This window comes from Lutibacter sp. B1, from assembly GCF_012524075.1.
Taxonomy (GTDB): Bacteria; Bacteroidota; Bacteroidia; order Flavobacteriales; family Flavobacteriaceae; genus Lutibacter.
In genome coordinates, this window is record NZ_JAAZUI010000009.1 from 1 (window position 1) to 20830 (window position 20830).

Annotated in this window: 19 protein-coding genes; 11 read left to right on the top strand and 8 right to left on the bottom strand. The window is 30.3% G+C overall.

The annotated features are described in order from the left end of the window. The first annotated feature begins 215 nt into the window (after window positions 1-215). From HGB55_RS06765 to HGB55_RS06795, 7 genes are all read left to right on the top strand, one after another. Complete coding sequence (locus tag HGB55_RS06765; protein ID WP_371807808.1) at window positions 216-815, top strand: efflux RND transporter periplasmic adaptor subunit; 600 nt, start codon at window positions 216-218, stop codon at window positions 813-815. 7 nt (window positions 816-822) lie between these two features. Continuing rightward, window positions 823-4002, top strand: coding sequence for an efflux RND transporter permease subunit (locus HGB55_RS06770; protein ID WP_168815912.1), 3180 nt, complete (start codon window positions 823-825; stop codon window positions 4000-4002). After that, complete coding sequence (locus HGB55_RS06775) at window positions 3989-5305, top strand: TolC family protein (protein WP_168815914.1); 1317 nt, start codon at window positions 3989-3991, stop codon at window positions 5303-5305. The genes HGB55_RS06770 and HGB55_RS06775 overlap by 14 nt, the downstream gene beginning before the upstream one ends. 194 nt (window positions 5306-5499) lie before the next feature. Continuing rightward, window positions 5500-8229, top strand: coding sequence for a pyruvate, phosphate dikinase (gene ppdK / locus HGB55_RS06780; protein WP_168815916.1), 2730 nt, complete (start codon window positions 5500-5502; stop codon window positions 8227-8229). A 92-nt stretch (window positions 8230-8321) separates the two neighbouring features. Further along, window positions 8322-9074 carry a Rossmann-like and DUF2520 domain-containing protein gene (locus HGB55_RS06785; protein WP_168815918.1) on the top strand — a complete coding sequence of 251 codons (753 nt, stop codon included), beginning with the start codon at window positions 8322-8324 and terminating at the stop codon, window positions 9072-9074. Then, window positions 9067-9594 (top strand): HAD family hydrolase, encoded by a 528-nt coding sequence (locus HGB55_RS06790; protein WP_168815920.1) that lies wholly within the window; start codon window positions 9067-9069, stop codon window positions 9592-9594. The genes HGB55_RS06785 and HGB55_RS06790 overlap by 8 nt, the downstream gene beginning before the upstream one ends. A gap of 33 nt (window positions 9595-9627) precedes the next feature. Continuing rightward, window positions 9628-10062, top strand: a complete 435-nt coding sequence (locus HGB55_RS06795; RefSeq protein WP_168815923.1) for a DUF2147 domain-containing protein — start codon at window positions 9628-9630, stop codon at window positions 10060-10062. A 4-nt stretch (window positions 10063-10066) separates the two neighbouring features. Here HGB55_RS06795 and HGB55_RS06800 read toward each other — a convergent pair whose 3' ends face one another. Then, entirely contained in the window at window positions 10067-10708 is a 642-nt protein-coding gene (locus HGB55_RS06800; RefSeq protein WP_168815925.1) for a protein-L-isoaspartate(D-aspartate) O-methyltransferase, read from the bottom strand. Window positions 10709-10794: 86 nt separating this feature from the next. Here HGB55_RS06800 and HGB55_RS06805 point away from each other — a divergent pair, with 86 nt between their 5' ends. From HGB55_RS06805 to HGB55_RS06815, 3 genes are read left to right on the top strand one after another with little or no spacing between them, the layout of a single operon-like run. Further along, window positions 10795-11754 carry a Gfo/Idh/MocA family protein gene (locus tag HGB55_RS06805; protein WP_168815927.1) on the top strand — a complete coding sequence of 320 codons (960 nt, stop codon included), beginning with the start codon at window positions 10795-10797 and terminating at the stop codon, window positions 11752-11754. Window position 11755: 1 nt separating this feature from the next. Continuing rightward, window positions 11756-12538: a PhzF family phenazine biosynthesis protein gene (locus HGB55_RS06810; RefSeq protein ID WP_168815929.1), complete on the top strand. Its 783-nt coding sequence runs from the start codon at window positions 11756-11758 to the stop codon at window positions 12536-12538. A gap of 3 nt (window positions 12539-12541) precedes the next feature. Continuing rightward, entirely contained in the window at window positions 12542-13429 is an 888-nt protein-coding gene (locus HGB55_RS06815; RefSeq protein WP_168815931.1) for a 3-hydroxybutyryl-CoA dehydrogenase, read from the top strand. 28 nt (window positions 13430-13457) lie between these two features. On the opposite strand, the gene HGB55_RS06820 is transcribed toward HGB55_RS06815, so the two are convergent. From HGB55_RS06820 to HGB55_RS06840, 5 genes are all read right to left on the bottom strand, one after another. Beyond that, window positions 13458-13838 (bottom strand): hypothetical protein, encoded by a 381-nt coding sequence (locus tag HGB55_RS06820; RefSeq protein ID WP_168815934.1) that lies wholly within the window; start codon window positions 13836-13838, stop codon window positions 13458-13460. Between the two features lie 196 nt (window positions 13839-14034). Further along, a complete protein-coding gene (locus tag HGB55_RS06825) occupies window positions 14035-15144 on the bottom strand; it encodes an efflux RND transporter periplasmic adaptor subunit (RefSeq protein ID WP_168815936.1) in 1110 nt (369 codons plus the stop codon). 41 nt (window positions 15145-15185) lie between these two features. Further along, a complete protein-coding gene (locus tag HGB55_RS06830) occupies window positions 15186-16430 on the bottom strand; it encodes an ABC transporter permease (protein ID WP_168815938.1) in 1245 nt (414 codons plus the stop codon). A gap of 2 nt (window positions 16431-16432) precedes the next feature. Continuing rightward, window positions 16433-17665, bottom strand: a complete 1233-nt coding sequence (locus HGB55_RS06835) for an ABC transporter permease (RefSeq protein ID WP_168815940.1) — start codon at window positions 17663-17665, stop codon at window positions 16433-16435. 2 nt (window positions 17666-17667) lie between these two features. Further along, window positions 17668-18372: an ABC transporter ATP-binding protein gene (locus HGB55_RS06840; protein WP_168815942.1), complete on the bottom strand. Its 705-nt coding sequence runs from the start codon at window positions 18370-18372 to the stop codon at window positions 17668-17670. Window positions 18373-18470: 98 nt separating this feature from the next. Here HGB55_RS06840 and HGB55_RS06845 point away from each other — a divergent pair, with 98 nt between their 5' ends. After that, on the top strand, window positions 18471-18887 hold the full coding sequence (locus HGB55_RS06845; RefSeq protein WP_168815944.1) for a thiol-disulfide oxidoreductase DCC family protein: 417 nt from the start codon (window positions 18471-18473) through the stop codon (window positions 18885-18887). 26 nt (window positions 18888-18913) lie between these two features. On the opposite strand, the gene HGB55_RS06850 is transcribed toward HGB55_RS06845, so the two are convergent. Both HGB55_RS06850 and HGB55_RS06855 read right to left on the bottom strand, forming a co-directional pair. Further along, window positions 18914-20218, bottom strand: a complete 1305-nt coding sequence (locus HGB55_RS06850) for a dicarboxylate/amino acid:cation symporter (RefSeq protein WP_168815946.1) — start codon at window positions 20216-20218, stop codon at window positions 18914-18916. A gap of 111 nt (window positions 20219-20329) precedes the next feature. Beyond that, window positions 20330-20821 (bottom strand): hypothetical protein, encoded by a 492-nt coding sequence (locus HGB55_RS06855; RefSeq protein ID WP_168815948.1) that lies wholly within the window; start codon window positions 20819-20821, stop codon window positions 20330-20332. Window positions 20822-20830: the final 9 nt, after the last annotated feature.

The following is a 20830-nucleotide window of genomic DNA, read 5'->3' on the forward strand; positions in this document are numbered from 1 at the left end:
TATTTCAATAACATCTTTACTGCATTAATAGCTTATAATTTTAAAGACAAAAAACCTTCTCTTAAAAATAATTTTGTGGATACTAAGCAACTTTATTTATCTTTTTAGTTATATCGAACTCACGTTATTTAGAAAATTTTAATATTAATAAAGCAACTCCAAAACTGCCTGAAACTAATTCTGATAAAGAAAAATTCTTTATTTCCGGAAGAGGTATCTTAACTTCATATTACAATGTTAAAAACTTAGAAGTAAAACTTAACAAGTATACTTTAAGAGCTCCGTTTAACGGTATTTTAATCGAGGCATTGGTTAATCCGGGAACATTAATAAGACAAGGTCAAAAACTAGGAGAATATATTAATCCTTCCATATATGAAATTGGAGTTTCAGTAAAATCTGAATATAGAGATTTATTAGAAGTTGGTAAGCATGTGAAATTAACAAATTTGGAAAAAACAAACTCGTGGATCGGTAAAGTAGTTAGAATAAATGGCAAAGTAGACTCCCAAACTCAAACTGTAAAGGCTTTTATTGAAGTTAATGGAAAAGATCTAAAAGAAGGCCAATACTTAGAAATATTACTGCAAGCTAAAAATGAAGAAAATGCTTTTGAAATTTCAAGAAACTTACTAGTAGATAATTCTAAACTTTACATTGTTAACGATACTATTTTAGATTTAGTTGAAGTAAATCCTGTTTTTGAAAACCAAAACACCGTTGTAGTAAAAGGTTTAACCAATGGCACTCAAATTTTAGCAAAACCAGTACCCGGAGCTCATATTGGAATGTTAGTTAAAGTCTTTAATAAATAAAATAAGTATGAAAAAAATAATCACTTATTTTATTAAGTTTCCTGTAGCAGTTAATATTTTTATTATTGCTTTTATTGTATTTGGTTTGGTTGGCGCACTCTCAATGAAGTCTTCCTTTTTCCCATTAGTAGATTCTCAAAACATATCAGTAAATCTAACTTACCCGGGAGCTTCTCCACAAGAAATGGAAGAAGGTGTTGTTTTAAAAATTGAAGATAATTTAAAAGGTATTATTGGTATTGACAGAGTTACGTCGGTTTCCAGAGAAAATTCGGCAACCATTAATATTGAAATTATAAAAGGTAAAAATATTGATGTTGTTTTAGCTGATGTTAAAAATGCAGTAGATAGAGTTCCCTCCTTCCCTTCCGGAATGGAGCCTCCAATAATTTCAAAAATTGAAAATATACGTTCAACTATTAGTTTTATTGTAAGTGGAGAAAATATTCCGTTAGCAACTTTAAAACAGTATGCCCGAAATGTTGAAAACGACTTAAGAAATATTGACGGAATTTCGCAAGTTAGTCTTTCCGGATTTCCAGATCAAGAAATTGAAATTGCTGTACGCGAAAATGATTTACTCGCCTATAATTTATCTTTTAATGAAGTTGCCAATGCTGTTAGCAGATCGAACTTATTAATTTCAGGAGGAAATATTAAAACAGATGATGAAGACTATTTAATTAGAGCTCGAAATAGAAATTACTATGGAAATGAATTATTAAACTTGGTTGTTAGAGCGAATTCTTCAGGAAATATTATACGATTAAGTGATATAGCTGATGTTTCAGATACATGGTCAGAAAATCCGGACAGATTGTATTTTAACGGTCAAAAATCAATAAACATAACGGTAAGTAATACCAATAGTGAAGATTTGCTTTCTTCTGCCGAAAAAATTAAAGATTATATAAAAACATTCAATCAACAACATAAAAATATACAGATCAATGTTTCAAGTGATTCTTCAATACCCTTAAAACAACGAACTGAATTATTGATTAAAAATGCTGTAATGGGTGTGCTTTTAGTCTTGTTTTTCTTAGCACTTTTTCTAAATGTTCGATTGGCATTTTGGGTAGCGTTTGGTCTTCCTATCTCATTTCTTGGCATGTTCATTTTTGCTTCAAATCTGGGGCTTACAACAAATGTACTTTCACTATTTGGTATGATTATAGTAATTGGTATTTTAGTTGATGACGGAATTGTAATTGGTGAAAATATATACCACCATTACGAAAAAGGGAAATCACCCATTCAAGCAGCTATTGACGGAACTTTAGAAGTAATTCCTCCTATTGTTTCGGCTATTCTAACTACCATACTCGCCTTTTCTACATTTTTCTTTTTAGATGGTAGAATGGGAACCTTTTTTAGTGAAGTTTCTACCGTTGTAATTTTAACTTTACTGGTGTCATTAGTTGAAGCATTAATTATTTTACCTGCACATATAGCTCACTCAAAAGCATTGGAGAAAAAAGATAAAAAAAGGAATAAAATAAATACCTTTTTCTTCAAAATAAATGATAAAGCAGAACAAATTTTATTTTATATAAGAGACAACTGGTATGCGCCCTATTTAAAATTCTTTTTAAAACATAAAGCTTTAGGATTTGCAATTCCAATATCACTACTTATTTTTAGTATTGGTGGTATTGGAGGTGGAGTTGTTAGAACTTCCATTTTCCCTTCAATTGCAAGTGACAGAGTTTCTGTTGATTTAAAAATGCTACAAGGAACTAATGAAATGATTACCGATTCAATTATTTCAGAAATAGAAAAAGTAGCTTGGGAAATAAATGAAGAATACACCAAAAAACAAACCGGAAACTTACCGGTAGTTGAAAATATAATTAAACGAATTGGACCCGGTTCTGCAAATGCCAGTTTAACAATAAATTTATTACCCGGTGAATCTCGTGATTTTTCTTCGCCGGAAATTACAAACTCAATTCGTGAAAAAGTTGGAAAAGTACATGGTGTAGAAAGCTTAACTTTTGGTTCAGGAGGTAATTTTGGAGGTAACCCTGTAGCAATTTCATTGTTAAGTAATAATATTAACGAATTAAAAGCTGCTAAAGTTGAACTCAAAGAAATTTTAAGCAAAAACCCTTTACTAAAAGATATTTCAGATAATGATCCTGCCGGTATAAAAGAAGTACAAATCAAACTAAAAGATAACGCTTATTTACTGGGCTTAAACTTGCAATCTGTTATGAGCCAAGTACGTTCGGGTTTTTTTGGTTTACAAACGCAACGTTTTCAACGTGGACAAGATGAAATAAAAGTGTGGGTTCGCTATAAAAAGGAAGACAGATCATCCATAAAAAATTTAGATGATATGTGGATAACTACTCCTACAAATAATAGAGTTCCTTTTTCTGAAATAGCAACTTACAAAATTGAACGTGGTGATGTAGTTATTAATCATTTAAGCAGTAAACGAGAAATACAAGTTACTGCCGATTTAAAGGATCCTAAAGAAAGTGTTACTGATATTTTAGATGATGTTAAAACTACTATTATGCCCGAAATTTCATCTAAATATCCTACTGTTAGTGCAGCCTATGAAGGACAAAACAGAGAAGCACAAAAAACAATGAAATCTGTTAAAAAAGTAGGGTTTATAGTTTTAGCACTCATTTATATAGTTATTGCCTTTACATTCAGATCTTACGAACAACCAATATTACTTATAATGTTAATTCCTTTCAGTTTAATTGGTGTGGTATGGGGGCATTGGTTTCACGATTTTCCAATAAATATGTTATCGTGGTTAGGTATTATTGCATTAGTTGGTATTATGGTTAATGACGGATTAGTACTAATTGAAAAATTTAATGTGTATTTAAAACAAGGAATGAAATATGATGAAGCACTTGTACAAGCCGGTATTTCAAGATTTAGAGCTATTTTATTAACTTCAATTACAACTATAGCAGGCTTAGCACCTTTGCTATTGGAAAAAAGCAGACAAGCGCAATTTTTAAAGCCCATGGCTATATCAATTTCCTACGGAATGATGATTGCTACTGTTTTAACGTTGGTGATGTTACCTCTATTATTATCGGTTACTAATTCAATAAAAGTATTTTTTAAATGGTTGTTTACAGGTAAAAAAGTAACTAAAGAAGAGGTTGAAAGAGTAATTATAGAATTAAAAAGTATAGAGAATGATTCGCATTAATAAATTAACCTTACTGTTTTTAAGTTGTTTTTCAATAAGTTTTGCTCAAGAAAAACTTACAAAAGAAAAAGCAGTAAGTATTGCTTTAGAACAAAATTATGGTATTAAAATAGCTAATAATAATGTTAAAACGGCTAAAAATAATGCAAGTATTTATAATAGTGATTATCTCCCTTCAATAAATGCAAACGCAGGAGGAAACTACAGCAATACCGATTCTGATTTTACTTTACAAAATGATGAAAAATCTGAAATTAATGGAGCAGAATCAAAAAACTACAATGCTTCAATTGGTTTAAATTATACTTTATTTGATGGATTTGGCAGATCTTACAATTATCAAAAACTAAAAGAAACCTATAATTTATCTGAATTAGAAGCGCAAACAGTAATAGAGAATTCTTTATTGCAAATTTTCACTATTTATTATGAAGTAGCTCGTTTAACCGAAAACAATCAAAATATTTTAGAATCCTTAAATATTTCAAAACAACGTTTAACACGTGCAAAATATGCTTTTGAATATGGTCAAAACACAAAACTTCAAGTTCTAAATGCTGAAGTTGATATAAATAACGACAGTATTAGATACATCAACTCTAAACAATTATTAGCAAATGCCAAACGCGATTTAAATTTACTTTTAGGTAGAAATGTTACTACTGATTTTAATGTAGAAACCAATGTTTTATTCAATAATATATTCGATTTAGATGAATTGCTTGAAAAAGCCAAACAACACAATATTGAAATGCAAAAAATAAACAAAAGTGTTGAAATAAGTAATTTAGATATCAAAATAAATAAATCCGACCTATATCCAAAACTAAGTTTAAATAGTTCTTATGCGTGGAATAAAACTGATAATGACCATACTTTTAACTATGCCGAACAAATTTCAAAAGGTATAAACGCCGGAATAAGCTTAAACTGGAATATTTTTGATGGAGGCAGTACAAAAACACGCATACAAAATACTAAAATTTATGCCGATAATTTATCCATTCAAAAAACTCAAATTATAAATGAATTGGAACGCAATGTAACCAATGCATTAGAAATATATAACAATGCACTATTTATATTACAATCAGAAGAAAAAAATGTTGAGACCAATAAACATAATTTTACCAGAACGGAAGAACAATTTAAACTAGGGCAAGTTACATCTATAGAATTCAGGCAAGCACAAGTAAATTTATTAAATGCAAAATCTAACCTTAATCAGGCAAAATATGATGCTAAAAATGCCGAACTAAAATTACTGCAACTCACAGGAGATCTTCTTAATTCAAAATTTTAAAATTCTTAAAATATCCATATTTTTAGTTAGCATACTCTCAAATTAGTATCATTTAACAATTTAATAATGTAACAAACATTACATTTTAATTTTTAGACAAAATTGTATGACATAAATCATAATAATATATACCTCCACTCTTTAAATTTGTGTACTAATTAGAACTTAAATTATAACATAAATTACAATAAAAGATGGAGACGTTACAAGATGTCAAAACAAGAGTATACAAATTTGGAAACAAAACCGCAGATGGAAATAGTTCCATGAAAAACCTTTTAGGTGGTAAAGGAGCTAATTTAGCTGAAATGAGCTTAATTGGAATTCCGGTTCCTCCAGGATTTACTATAACTACAGAAGTTTGTACAGAATACAACCAATTAGGTCAAGAAGCTGTAGTAAACATGATTCAACAAGATGTTGAAAAAGCAATTGAAAACATCGAAAACATTATGGGTGCAAAATTTGGAGACAAAGAAAACCCATTATTGGTTTCTGTTCGCTCCGGTGCAAGAGTTTCTATGCCGGGTATGATGGATACCGTTTTAAACTTAGGTTTGAATGATGATGCTGTTTTAGGAATAGCTAAAAAATCAAATAACGAGCGTTTTGCATGGGATTCATACCGCCGTTTCATTCAAATGTACGGAGACGTTGTTCTTGGTATGAAACCTGAATCAAAAGAAGATATTGATCCTTTTGAAGAAATTATGGAAAGCCTAAAAGAAAAAAGAGGTATTCATTTAGATACAGAATTTACTGTTCAAGATTTAAAAGACTTAGTTCACGATTTTAAAGATGCTGTAAAAAAACGTACAGGTCACGATTTTCCTACAAATCCTTGGGATCAACTTTGGGGTGCAGTTGTAGCTGTATTCAATAGTTGGAATGGCGATAGAGCTGTTTATTACAGAAACATGCATGGATACCCATCAGATTGGGGAACTGCCGTTAATGTACAAGCAATGGTTTATGGTAACATGGGTGAAAATTCCGGTACAGGAGTTTGCTTTACACGTGATGCAGGTACAGGAGAAAACGTTTTTAACGGTGAATATTTAATCAATGCACAAGGTGAAGATGTTGTTGCCGGTACAAGAACTCCTCAACAAATTACAAAGTTAGGTTCATTACGCTGGGCAGAACTAGCAAAAGTTGATGAAGCTGAAAGAGCTGAAAATTATCCTTCTTTAGAAGAATTAATGCCTTCTATTTATGAAGAATTAAACAGCTACCAACAAAAATTAGAAAAGCATTATAAAGATATGCAGGATATGGAGTTTACAATTCAAGATGGTAAACTTTGGATGCTTCAAACCAGAAATGGAAAACGCACAGGTGCTGCAATGGTAAAAATTGCAATAGATATGTTAAATGAAGGTTTGATTAATGATAAAGAAGCTTTATTACGTATTGAACCTAATAAATTAGATGAGTTACTACATCCTGTTTTTGATACTAAAGCGTTAAAAAAGGCTCACGTAATAGCTCAAGGTTTACCTGCTTCTCCAGGTGCAGCTACAGGTCAAATTGTTTTCTTTGCTGATGAAGCTAACAAATATAAAAACAGTATTTTGACTCGTATCGAAACTTCTCCTGAAGATTTAGAAGGAATGAATGTTGCAAAAGGTATTTTAACTGCTCGTGGAGGTATGACATCTCACGCTGCCGTTGTTGCTCGTGGTATGGGAAAATGTTGTGTGTCTGGTGCAGGTGCTTTAAAAATTGATTATAAAAACAGAACATTAACTGTAGATGGTAAAGAATATCATGAAGGTGATTGGATTTCGTTAAATGGTTCTACAGGAAATATTATTGAAGGTAAAGTTGCAACTGCTGAACCTGAATTAAGCGGTGAATTTGCTGAAATTATGAAATTATCAGACAAATTTGCTACTATGAAAGTTAGAACAAATGCCGATTCTCCTAAAGATGCTAAAGTAGCACGTAGTTTTGGTGCTCAAGGTATCGGTTTAACAAGAACTGAGCATATGTTCTTTGAAGTAGATCGTATCAAAGCAATGCGTGAAATGATTTTAGCTGACACTGTAAAAGGTAGAAAACAAGCATTAAACAAATTACTTCCAATGCAACGTGAAGATTTTGAAGGTATTTTTGAAGCAATGGAAGGACTTCCTGTTACTGTTCGTTTACTTGATCCACCATTACACGAATTTGTTCCTCATCAATTAGCACAACAAAAAGATTTGGCTGAAGAAATGCATATTTCGGTTGAAGCAGTAAAAAGTAAAGTTGCTGAATTAGAAGAATTTAACCCAATGTTAGGTCATAGGGGATGTAGATTAGGAATTACATATCCTGAAATTACCGAAATGCAAGCTAGAGCTATTATTGAAGCTGCCTTAAATTTGAAAGAAAAAGGAATTGAAGCTAAACCTGAAATAATGGTTCCATTAATTGGTACTATTGCTGAATTTGAAAGTCAAGAAGCGATTATTAGAGCAACCGCAAATAAAGTTTTTGAAGAAAGAAATGACTCCATTGAATATTTAGTTGGAACAATGATAGAAATTCCTCGCGCTGCTTTAACAGCCGATTTAATTGCTAAAAAAGCCGATTTCTTCTCATTTGGAACTAATGATTTAACTCAAATGGCGTTTGGTTATTCTCGTGATGATGCTGGTAAATTTTTACCTATTTATATAGAAAAAGGTATTTTAAAAAATGATCCATTTGAAGTTTTAGATCAAGAAGGTGTTGGACAATTAGTTCAAATGGGAACGCTAAAAGGTAGAAGCTCTAAACCTAATTTAAAAGTAGGTATTTGTGGAGAACATGGTGGTGAACCAAGTTCTGTAGAATTCTGTTATAGAACTGGAATGAATTATGTAAGTTGCTCTCCTTATAGAGTGCCAATTGCTCGAATAGCATCAGCTCAAGCAGCAATAAAAAAACAAGCATAATTTTTATTTTTATTAGTTAGTAGTTTAAAAATTCCATCTTTTTTTTAAAAGATGGAATTTTTTTTATAACCAATTAAAATTATCTTCGTACTATGATAAAAGTTGTAATTATTGGCGGAGGTAATGTTGCCTATCACTTAACATCTTGTTTGCTAAAAAACAAACATATTGAACTTATTCAGGTTTTTAATAGAAGTTTAGATAAAATTCAGTATTTAAAAAATAAAACTCTAATTACCAATAATTTATCAGAACTTAAAGAAGCTGATATTTATATAATTTCAGTTTCTGATGATGCTATTTCAAAGCTTTCTTCAAGTTTAAATTTGCAAAACAAATTAGTTGTTCATACTTCGGGTAGTGTTGCTATGAATGAACTTCAATCAAAATCAAGAAAGGGTGTTTTTTATTTATTACAAACATTTTCGAAAGAGAAAAAAATTGATTTTAACACAATTCCTATATGTATTGAGGCCGAAACTGATAAAGATTTAAAATTATTAAAGACTTTAGCTAAATCAATTTCAAAAAATATATATCATATAAATTCTGAACAACGCAAAGGCATACATGTTGGCGCGGTTTTTGTAAATAATTTTGTAAATCATTTATATCATATCGGTTATGAGATTTGTAAAGAAAATAAAGTACCCTTTGAAATATTGCATCCATTAATTCAAGAAACCGCAAGTAAAATAGTTGAGCTAACTCCTTTTGAAGCTCAAACCGGCCCTGCAAAAAGAAATGATACAAAAACAATTCAAAAACATATAGCAATGTTACCTAAAAACCAACAAGAAATTTATACATTGCTTACAAAATCTATATCTAAAACTTATGAGTAAAAGTTATAAAGAAATTATGCCCCAAATTACTACATTTATATTTGATGTAGACGGAGTTTTAACTGACGGAACAGTACATGTTACTACTAATGGAGAACTAACCAGAAATATGAATGTGAAAGATGGTTATGCTCTTAAAACAGCCATAAAAGCAGGTTTTAATATTTGTATAATATCCGGTGGTTTTAATGAAGGTGTAAGAACACGATTAAAAGATCTAGGAATAACCGATATTTATTTAGGAGCACATAATAAAATTGAACAATTTGAAGAATATACAGATATCTACAATATTAAGCCAGAAAATGTACTTTATATGGGTGATGATATTCCGGATTATCCTGTAATGCAAAAAGTTGCTTTACCAAGTTGCCCAAATGATGCAGTACCCGAAATTCAAAATATTTCTTTGTATATTTCACAAAAAAAAGGTGGTAAAGGGTGTGTTAGAGATGTTATTGAACAAGTTTTAAAAGTTCAAGGCAAATGGAACTCGCAATTTGACGCCAACTATTTTTAAAAAACCCTTAGTAATAATTTAAAATTTAATTTTATGAAAAAAAATATCCTTTTAGCTTTAGCTTTTATTATTTCAGGAATTTTTATGGCTAATGCCCAATCTATTTTTGGAAAATGGAAAACTATTGATGATGAAACAGGAAACGAAAAATCAATTGTAGAAATTTACCAAGTAAACGGAAAAGCGTATGCTAAAGTAGTTCAATTACTTGAAAAAGGTAAAGAAGACAAAGTTTGCGATAATTGTAAAGGCGAAAATAAAAACAAACCTATAAAAGGTATGGTTATTATTGATGGCTTAAAAAAAGATGGAGACGAATGGAATGGAGCAAAAATACTTGACCCGAAAACAGGCAAAGAATATAAATGCTATGTTACTTTAGAAGGTAATGATAAATTAAAAGTACGTGGATATATTGGTTTTGCTTTAATTGGCAGAACACAATATTGGCACAAATTTACAGAGTGAAAAATTAATTCTTTTTCTTCAATAATGGCACGAACCTGAATTCACCTAGTTCGTGCTTTTCAAAATCCTTTTCTCCAGTTCTAATAAATAAGGTCATTATTTGAATATCATCACCTACAGGTATAACCAACCTTCCTCCTATTTTTAATTGTGATAATAAAGGTTTTGGAACATAAGGCGCACCTGCAGTAACAATTATACCATCAAAAGGAGCATCTTCAGGTAACCCTAAATAACCATCTCCAAAAATCATTTTTTTAGGTTTATAACCAATTTTAGGCAAAAACAACTTTGTTTTTTTAAATAACTCCTGCTGACGCTCAATAGTATAAACTTTAACTCCCATCTCAATTAAAACAGCAGCTTGATACCCTGAACCTGTACCAATTTCTAAAATTTTATCACCTGATTTAGCTTTTAATAATTCCGATTGAAAAGCAACGGTATAAGGTTGAGAAATAGTTTGCTCTGCAGCTATAGGAAAAGCTTTATCTTGATATGCAAAATCAACAAACCCTGAATCCATAAATAAATGACGAGGTACTTTTGCTATTGCATCCAGCACGTTTTTATCAGTTATTCCTTTTTGTATTATTGTTTTTACCAGCTGGTTTCTAAGGCCTTGATGTTTGTGTGTATCTTTCACTAAAAATTCAAATTTGAGAGGATAAAAATAGGAATAAATGCCTAAAGATTGTTATTTTTGTTTATATAAAAATAAACATTCTTATTATGCTAAAAGCTGGAGTTTTAGGTGCAGGTCATCTTGGGAAAATTCATTTAAAATTATTAAATCAGTCTGATAAATATAAATTAATAGGTTTTTATGATCCTATAAAGGAAAATGCAATTAAAGTTGAAAAAGAATTTGGTTACAAGGCATTTGATTCAATTGAAGAATTAATCAACGCTGTTGATGTGGTTGATATTGTAACACCTACTCTATCTCATTTTGATTGTGCTAAAGAAGCCATTGAAAAAGGTAAACATATTTTTATTGAAAAACCTATTACAAAAACAATAGAGGAAGCCGAAAAAATTATTGAGCTTATAAAAAAACACAATGTAAAAGGACAAGTAGGTCATGTAGAGCGTTTTAATCCTGCATTTACAGCGGTTAAAAGTTCTATTAACAACCCTATGTTTATAGAATCTCACAGATTGGCAGAATTCAATCCACGAGGAACTGATGTACCTGTGGTTTTAGATTTAATGATACACGATATTGATGTAATTTTAAGTATTGTAAAATCTAAAGTTAAACATGTTAGCGCAAGCGGTGTTTCTGTAATTAGTGAAACTCCGGATATTGCCAATGCCAGAATCGAATTTGAAAATGGTTGCGTTGCAAACTTAACTGCCAGTAGAATTTCATTAAAAAATATGCGTAAATCTCGCTTTTTCCAAAGAGATGCATATATTGCTGTAGATTTCTTTGAAAAAGCTACTGAAGTTGTTAAAATGAAAGACGCACCCGAAAATCCGGGCGATTATGATATGATTTTACAAAATGCTGAAGGTGTGAAAAAGCAAATTTATTTTGAAAACCCTAAAATAGAAGCAAATAATGCTATTTTAGATGAACTGGAAACATTTGCTGACGCTATTAACAACAATACAATACCAATTGTTACTATTGAACAAGGCACCGATGCTTTGCGTGTGGCTCACATGATAATTAACGACTTCTAAAATGACCATTTATCAAGTAGATGCTTTTACAAATGAGGTTTTTAAAGGAAACCCCGCTGCTGTTTGTCCTTTAAATGAATGGATTTCAGATAATCTGATGCAAAAAATTGCTGAAGAAAATAATTTATCTGAAACTGTTTTCTTTGTGAAAAATAACGATTTATTTGATATTAGGTGGTTTACGCCATCATGTGAAATTGATTTGTGCGGACATGCAACTTTAGCTGCTGCTCATATTCTTTTTTCTGAAATGGGTTTTAACAAATCTCAACTAAATTTCAACTCAAAAAGTGGCGTTTTAACTGTTACCAAAAATGATAATTGGTACACACTTAATTTCCCTTCAGAAGAAATAGAAGAAATTGAAACTCCTTTAATACTAAAACAAAGCTTAAATGTTCCTATATTAAAAACGTATAAAGGAAAATGGAAATGCTTAGTTGAACTTGAAAATGAAGAAGTTATTAAAAATTTAGCACCAAATTTCAGTCTATTAAGCAGCTTAGAATTTCCGGGAATTATTGTTACTTCACAAGGAAATGAAGTAGATTTTGTATCTCGTTTTTTTGCACCAAAAATTGGAATTAACGAAGATCCTGTAACAGGTTCGGCACATACACTTTTAATACCATATTGGGCTAAAAAATTAAACAAAAACAAACTTGAAGCTGTTCAACTCTCTAAAAGAAGCGGTTATTTGAAATGTAAATTTTTAAATGACAGGATTGAAATGAGCGGACAAGCTGTAACATATTTAAAAGGAAAACTAACTACACAAACATAACTTATGAAAAATATAGCCGTAATTGGAGCCGGAACTATGGGAAATGGTATTGCTCATGTATTTGCTCAAAATAATTACAACGTTAATTTAATTGATATCTCTCAAGAAGCTTTAGATAAAGGTTTAGCTACCATTACAAGTAACTTAGATCGTTTAGTGGCTAAAGAACATATTACTGGTGAAATTAAAACTCAAACATTACAAAATTTATCAACTTTTACTTCAATTACAGATGGAGTTAAAAATGTTGATTTAGTAATTGAGGCTGCTACTGAAAATGTGGATATAAAGCTTAAAATATTTAAACAATTGGATGAAGTGACTTCTCTCAATACTATTTTAGCTTCAAATACATCGTCCATTTCAATTACAAAAATTGCTGCTGTTACTAACAGACCTGACAAAGTGATTGGAATGCATTTTATGAATCCTGTACCAATAATGAAATTAGTTGAAATTATTAGAGGTTATAATACTTCTAATGAAGTTACTAAAACAATTATGGCACTTTCTGAAAATTTACAAAAAGTTCCTGTTGAAGTAAATGACTATCCGGGTTTTGTTGCAAATCGAATTTTAATGCCAATGCTTAACGAAGCCATTGAAACTTTGTATAATGGTGTTGCCGGTGTTTATGAAATTGATACAGTTATGAAATTAGGGATGGCTCACCCAATGGGACCATTACAGTTAGCCGATTTTATTGGACTTGATGTTTGCCTATCTATTTTAAATGTAATGTACGACGGATTTAAAAACCCCAAATACGCTCCTTGCCCATTGCTTGTAAATATGGTACAAGCAGGTAAATTAGGAATAAAATCCGGTGAAGGATTTTATGATTACTCTGAAAGTAAAAAAGCTGAAAAAATAACTAAACAATTTCAATAGAAAAAGCCGCTAAAAAGCGGCTTTTTTACTATAAATATTTTAAAAAGAAGTCCATCATATCTTCTTTTAAGTCATAATGCATTTTAATAAATGTTTTCATTTCATCTTTTAATAAAATCTGTTTTTCTTGAAAAATAGTTTCAGGTTGATTTTCAAATTTTGCCTGTGCTAATTCACGTTTTTTCATTCTAATCCTATGTCTTAAATGACCCATAACTTCACGTTCTCTAATAATTTTATTTTGGAAACCTTCTAATTGAATCATAACTTCACTTCCAAGATTACGCATAGCAACATGTTCTAGCTTTTCTTCAAAATAATCCATTTCAGTTTCTTGAAATTTCAATTCTCTTTTCCAAACATCTAAATTAAAGTTTAGATCACTTAAGAATACTAACTGACTTTCCATATTATATTTGCTTTTAAGATTAGGTATATATTTATTATAAAGTTCATACTTTTATTTTATTTATTTTCTGATAAAAATCATAAAGAAATTGTTTAAGAAGATATTTAACATATAAAAAGTATATTATAAAGGTACAAAAAAAGCGTTTTAATTTAAATTAAAACGCTCAAAAATCATCGATTAAATGAATTATATTTTATTCTTCTTCTTTTTCTTCTTTTTTAGATGTTTTATTCCAAATTTTTATTTCATCATCCATTGTAATACCCGATAAAACCTCAACATTAATTCCATCAGAAATTCCAAGTTCAACATCTTTTCTCTCAAATGCTTGATCTCCGGTTTTAACCTCCACATAGGGTGTTTCTGTTTTTTTATCAAACTGAAGTAAAGCCTCTTTTATTGATAACACACTATCTTTTTTATCTAAAACAATATCAGCATTAGCGCTATAACCAGCACGTATAAAAAATTCATCATCTAAAGTAACATCTCCTTTAATTTTAAATTGAACTGCACCATTTTCTTCAGTTCCTTTTGGTGCTATAAAATTCAATTTAGCAGGATATTTTTTCTTTTCAATAGCTCCAAGTGAAACTTCTAAAACTGTACCATTTTTGATTTTCCCAACCTCAGCTTCATCAACTTTACCTTCAAAAATCATTTTAGTCATATCTGCAATTGTAGCAATTGTTGTACCTGCATTAAAAGTATTACTTTCAATTACTTGATGTCCTTTACGCACCGGAATTTCTAAAATTGTACCGGAAATTTCAGCTTTCACATAGGTATTTGCTGTATTACCCATACCTGCTGCAGAACCTTTTTGAATAATTTGCAAATTATCTTTTGATACTCTTAAATCTTGTAAAGCACTATTATAATTCAATTCTGCTGTTTCAAACTCTTGACGAGAAATTACTCCTTTTTCAAACAATCCTTTATTACGTTCATAAAGTGTTTTTGTATTTTCATAACGTAATTGAGCTGTTTTTACATTTCCTTTAGCACTATTTAATGATTGTTCATTAGGAACAACTCTAATTGTAGCAATTAAATCACCAACTTCAACTTTGGCTCCTTCTTCAACATATACTTTTTCAATAATACCTGAAACTTTAGGTTTTATTTCTACCTCTTCTAAAGGAACAACTTTTCCTGTAGCAACTGTTTTTTTTACAATATTCGTTTTAAAAGGTTTTTCTGTTTCGTATTGGATAGGAGATTTACTGTTTTTTGCTCCAAACCAAGCTAAAACAGCTATAAGCGCTACTCCTATTGATCCAAAAATTATTTTTTTCTTCATTAGTTGATTAATTTTCGTTTTATTGTTCTTTTTATTATCTTTTATTCTTCTCTTAATGCTTCTATTGGTTTTATACTTACAGCTGTTTGTGCTGGAATTAAACCTATTAAAGTTCCCAAAACAACTAATGTTACAGCTGCTATTAAAATTACGGGGATATCAACAGTAGGGTTTGTTAAAACTGAATCTTCTCCTTGCCCAATTGTAGTGTCAATTATCATTAATATAAATCCGCCTGATATTATTCCTAACGCCCCTGCTACACTTGTTAAAAATACAGACTCTAGAATAATTTGTCGTTTTACCTCCCAAGGTTTAGCTCCTAATGCACGACGTATACCTATTTCTTTAGTTCGCTCTTTTACTGTAATTAATAAAATATTTCCAATTGCAAATACACCTGCTATTAATGTTGCAATACCTACAAACCAAGTTAAAAATTGCATTCCTGTTAAAAAACCCATAAATTTTGCAAAAGCTTCTCCTAAATTAAAACTTCCAAATGCTCTTTCATCTTCCGGGTGTACTTTATGTAAGTTTCTTAAAAGTAATTTAACATCGGCTTCAATTTGAGAAATATTATATTCCGGCTTACCAGTTATCATCATCCAACCCACTCTATCACCCATATTATAAACTTGTTGAAATGTGGTAAAAGGTATGTGTATATTTCCTTGTGGACCTCCGCCCCCTACATTACTTCGTTTATACATTCCAATAACGTTATAATTTATATTGTTAATCTTAATATACTGCCCAATAGGATATTCATCTTTATCAAAAAGTTGTTTGTAAATTTCTTCTTCAATTACACAAACCTTTTTATTTTCATTTATATCATTGTCATTTATAAACCGTCCGTACACTAACTCCTTTTTTTCAACCTTATCCAATTCTGGATAATCTCCAAAAATTCCAAAATTACCGGTTTTAAAATTATTTACTACTAAAGCTTGCGTTCTATAACGTGGTACAACAAATTCTAATCCTTTAATTTCTTTTCTAATATTATCAACATCAGATATCTTTAAAGTTAAAGATTTTCCTTCTTGAAATCCTTTAAAGGGTTTACTTGTAGATTGTGCCCAAACAAATACACTGTTAGTTGCAAAGTTTCCAAATAAATTATTAAATTTATTTTCAACTCCTTTAGCAGCACCTAGTAAAACAACTAATAAAAAAATACCCCACATTACACCAATAATGGTAATAATTGTACGCATTTTATTTTTACGCACACTCTCAAATATTTCTTGCCAGGTATCGTTATCAAATAAAAATTTCATAATTATTCGTCGTTTAATGCTTCTATTGGTTTTATTTCAGCTGCTCTTTTAGCGGGTATATATCCTGCTATTGTACCCGCAATTATAAGTACTATAGTTGCGCCTATAACTACATATGTCTCAACACTTGGGTTAACAATCCAATATTCTTCTAAACCGTTGCCAATAGCTTTTAAAGCAAAAACTCCAATCAATAAACCTGAGTAACCGGCAATGGCTGTAATAAAAACAGATTCTAACATAATCATACTAATTATTGATTTTGGGGTTGCTCCTAATGCTTTTCTAATTCCCATTTCTTTAGTTCGTTCTTTTACTATATATACCATAATATTACTTATGCCTATAATACCTGCAACTAAAGTTCCAATACCAATAAAAAGAATAATAACATTAAGTACCATCATAAATTGTTGAACATTTTTTGTTCCTTCAGCATAATTATATACTCTTATAGCACTTTGATCTCTTGGGTCTACTTTATGTTTTTCTTTTAACATTATCGTTAATAGATTTGAAAATGCAAGCGCCTGATCAGCACTTAATTTTGAATTGTACGTAAGGCCAAACATATCAACCTCATCGTTTTCTTTATAAACACCTTGAATTGTTGAAAAAGGAGCATATATAAAACGCTCATCGTTATCACCACCCGGATCGTTAAATACTCCAATTACTTTATATGAAATTCCTTCTAAATTAATGTTTTTACCAAGAGCACTATATCCTCCAAACAAATCCTTCTCAACCATTCTACCAATTGCAACTACTTTCGATCGTCTTTCAATATCTAAATAGCTTAAAAATCTTCCTTCTTGAATAACTGCTGATTCTAACGGCTGGTAATCTGGATAAACTCCCCTTATAGTATATCTATTTTGTTCTCCTTTATAAGTTGCCTGCACATTAAATCGTTGTATAGATGGGCTAAAAAATTGAATTTCATTTTCAAATTTTTCATTTAAAAACTTAGAATCATCATTTCTAAATTGAATTTGCCTACCACTTTGTAAACCTTTATATGGCTTAGTTGTTCTTCCTGAATTTATGTATACAGAGTTTTCTGAATCTCCTGCAAAGTTTTTTTCAAATGTATGTTTTAAACCATTCCCAATTCCAAATAGAAGCGTAAATAATAATATAGCAAATGCTATAGTGAAACCAGACAATGCTGTTCTTAATTTGTTTTTACTTATTGTCTGGAAAATTTCCTGCCAACGATCTAAATCAAACATAATTATACACTAACTTTAATATTATTTTTATTGTTAGTTTTTTCATCGCTTATTATAACACCATCTTTCAAACGAACAATTCTATCAGTTTCTTCTGCAATATCTTCTTCGTGAGTAATTACAAAAACAGTCATTCCTTCCCTATTAATTTCTTTTAACAATTCCATTACTGAATGTGATGTTATCGAATCTAACGCTCCGGTTGGTTCATCTGCTAATATTACTTTTGGATTAGTAACTAAGGCACGTGCTACTGCTACACGTTGTTTTTCTCCTCCTGAAAGTTCACTGGGTAAATGATCAGCTCTATCTTTTAACCCTACTTTATCTAAATACTGCAATGCTATTTTTTGACGTTCCTTTCTTCCCATACCTTGGTAATACAACGGAAGTGCAACATTTTCTAAGGCATTTTTATATGTAATTAAGTTAAATGATTGAAATATAAAACCTAAGAATTTATTTCTAAGAATTGCTGCTTTTTTTTCGTCTAAATTTTCGATTAATTGCCCATTTAAATAATAATATCCTTCATCATGCACATCTAACAAGCCAACTATGTTTAAAAGTGTGGATTTTCCCGATCCTGATGAACCCATAATTGATACAAATTCACCTTCTTTAATATGTAAATCCAACCCTTTTAGTACATGTAGAGAATCTTTTCCTATAGGGTAAGATTTGTGTAATTTTTCAATCTTAATCATTTGGTTATTGTTTTAAACGAAAATATAAATTGCAACCGAGACTAGTTATTAATATTATGTTAAAAGACGAATAAGCCTTAAATATGTAACTTTGCCTAGTGAACAAATTAAAAAACAAATCAATTATTCTATTTGACGGTGTTTGTAATCTCTGCAATTCATCAGTTAACTTTATTATTAAACACGATAAAAATGAACATTTTTTATTTGCTTCTCTTCAATCAGACGTTGCAAAGGAGCTTTTGTTACAATTCACTTCAAAAAAAATTAAAATAGATTCAATAATTTTAATTGAAGATGGTGTTATTTATGAAAAATCTACCGCTGTATTAAAAATTTCAACATATTTAAACGGTGGATTTAAATTGCTTTATAGTTTTATTCTAATACCTTTATTTATTAGAGATTCAATTTACGATTACGTAGCTAAAAATCGTTATAAATGGTTTGGGAAAAAAGATAATTGTATGATACCTACTCAAGAATTACAAAATAGATTTTTAGATTCATTTTAAAATCCTTTTCATATTAAAGTCTATTATTATTTTTTAGGGTAATTATCATTCCAATCTTTAACTTTTGGTTGGTGTAATTTATCAATAGATTTTGCCACTAACATTGATACTGTTGCATCTCCCGTAACATTTACAGTGGTTCTACACATATCTAATGGTCTGTCAATAGCAAAAATCAATGCTAATCCAGCTTCAGGAATACCTGCTTGCCCTAAAACAATTACCAACATTACCATACCAGCTCCAGGTACAGCTGCAGAACCTATACTTGCTAATGTTGCTGTTACAATTATTCCTAATTGAACTGATAGTGATAAGTCCATTCCAAAAGCTTGTGCTATAAATACAGCAGCTACTGCTTGATACAAACTGGTGCCATCCATGTTAATTGTAGCGCCTATTGGCAAAACAAAACTGCTCACTTCTTCATCAACACCTAAGTGTTCTGTAACTCTTTCCATAGTTACCGGTAAAGTTGCTGCGCTACTACTGGTAGAAAAAGCCAATAATTGTGCCGGTGAAATTCCTTTAAAAAATTCTGCAGGACTCTTCTTAGTGAAAATCATAACAATAAAATTATAAAATACTATCATAAGAAGCAGTCCTAAAACTACTGTAAACGTGTACCAAACTAATGCTTTAAATAAATCAACACTAGGCGATTCAACTACTAAAGCAGCCAATAATGCAAAAACACCATACGGTGCTGCTAACATTATTAAATCAATCATTTTTAAAATAACTTCATTAAAACCATCAAAAAAATCTTTAACCGGTTTTGATTTATCATCAGGAATTAAAATCAATCCTATGCCAAAAAACATTGCAAAAAATATAATTTGAAGCATATTTTTATTTTCAGTTGCCGCTCCAAAAATATTATCTGGAACAATATCAACCAAAGCTTGTAAAGGTCCGCTTTCTTTTTGCTTAGCCGCTTCTTCCTTATATTTTTCAGCATCACTACTATAATTTTGAACTAACTCTTGGCGGGTATTTTCTGAAATTGAATTTCCGGGTTTTATAATATTAACTAGCGCTAACCCTATTGAAACAGCAATTACGGTAGTCATAATGTAAATTCCTATGGTTCTACCTCCCATTTTTGATAGTTTAGAAATATCTTTCAAATCGGAAACACCTTTTATAAGTGAAGCTAAAATTAACGGAACAGCAATTAATTTTAATGAATTTATAAATATTGTTCCAAAAGGTTTTATCCAATTTTGAACAATTTCTCTACCTCCGCTAAATTGTGTCATTAATAAACCTGCCAACACCCCTAAAACCATTCCTAATAATATTTGCCAGTGTAATGCTATTTTTTTCATGTATAAGATTAAAATTTTAGGGAAAGATAAAAAAATAGTACTATAATTACTGTTTATCATAAACAAAAAAGCACCAAAAGGTGCTTTTTTGAATAAAAAATATAAATTAATTTAAAATTGATACCTTATTGAAAGAGCAATATCAAAATCAGTGTCATCTCCATAATCTCCTGTAATATTAAATTCAGGTCTAAAATCTAATGAAATCAATAAAGGTATTTCAAAATCATATTCAACACCAACAACTCCATCAACATTTAAAAAGAAACCATCATCATCATCATTTCCCAGAAAATCATTATCCCAACTCCACGAGCCTACTCCGGCACCAAAACCGGCATACCAGTTAAACCTATTATCAATAACCCAAACCCATTGATGTAGTGCTGTTAATTTAAATGCCTCAGAATCATCATGATCTCTAAAACCTAAATCTACTTCTAATCTTGTATTTTCTTTTAAAGCACGTTGATAAGAAATTTCTGCTCCAAAACCATCATTATCACCAACTCTTATCCCTAAAGCATGATCTGAAATATCTTGAGATTTTACCATACCTATAAAACTAAAAAAAATGCTTAATGTTAAAACGAGTTTTTTCATAAGTTAAAA

Coding starts and splice junctions, on each gene's coding strand:
- HGB55_RS06810 (WP_168815929.1), top strand. CDS start 11,756: ATGACCATTTATCAAGTAGATGCTTTTACAAATGAGGTTTTTAAAGGA.
- HGB55_RS06815 (WP_168815931.1), top strand. CDS start 12,542: ATGAAAAATATAGCCGTAATTGGAGCCGGAACTATGGGAAATGGTATT.
- HGB55_RS06850 (WP_168815946.1), bottom strand. CDS start 20,218: ATGAAAAAAATAGCATTACACTGGCAAATATTATTAGGAATGGTTTTA.
- HGB55_RS06830 (WP_168815938.1), bottom strand. CDS start 16,430: ATGAAATTTTTATTTGATAACGATACCTGGCAAGAAATATTTGAGAGT.
- HGB55_RS06795 (WP_168815923.1), top strand. CDS start 9,628: ATGAAAAAAAATATCCTTTTAGCTTTAGCTTTTATTATTTCAGGAATT.
- HGB55_RS06770 (WP_168815912.1), top strand. CDS start 823: ATGAAAAAAATAATCACTTATTTTATTAAGTTTCCTGTAGCAGTTAAT.
- HGB55_RS06820 (WP_168815934.1), bottom strand. CDS start 13,838: ATGGAAAGTCAGTTAGTATTCTTAAGTGATCTAAACTTTAATTTAGAT.
- HGB55_RS06855 (WP_168815948.1), bottom strand. CDS start 20,821: ATGAAAAAACTCGTTTTAACATTAAGCATTTTTTTTAGTTTTATAGGT.
- HGB55_RS06790 (WP_168815920.1), top strand. CDS start 9,067: ATGAGTAAAAGTTATAAAGAAATTATGCCCCAAATTACTACATTTATA.
- HGB55_RS06840 (WP_168815942.1), bottom strand. CDS start 18,372: ATGATTAAGATTGAAAAATTACACAAATCTTACCCTATAGGAAAAGAT.
- HGB55_RS06785 (WP_168815918.1), top strand. CDS start 8,322: ATGATAAAAGTTGTAATTATTGGCGGAGGTAATGTTGCCTATCACTTA.
- ppdK (WP_168815916.1), top strand. CDS start 5,500: ATGGAGACGTTACAAGATGTCAAAACAAGAGTATACAAATTTGGAAAC.
- HGB55_RS06805 (WP_168815927.1), top strand. CDS start 10,795: ATGCTAAAAGCTGGAGTTTTAGGTGCAGGTCATCTTGGGAAAATTCAT.
- HGB55_RS06835 (WP_168815940.1), bottom strand. CDS start 17,665: ATGTTTGATTTAGATCGTTGGCAGGAAATTTTCCAGACAATAAGTAAA.
- HGB55_RS06825 (WP_168815936.1), bottom strand. CDS start 15,144: ATGAAGAAAAAAATAATTTTTGGATCAATAGGAGTAGCGCTTATAGCT.
- HGB55_RS06775 (WP_168815914.1), top strand. CDS start 3,989: ATGATTCGCATTAATAAATTAACCTTACTGTTTTTAAGTTGTTTTTCA.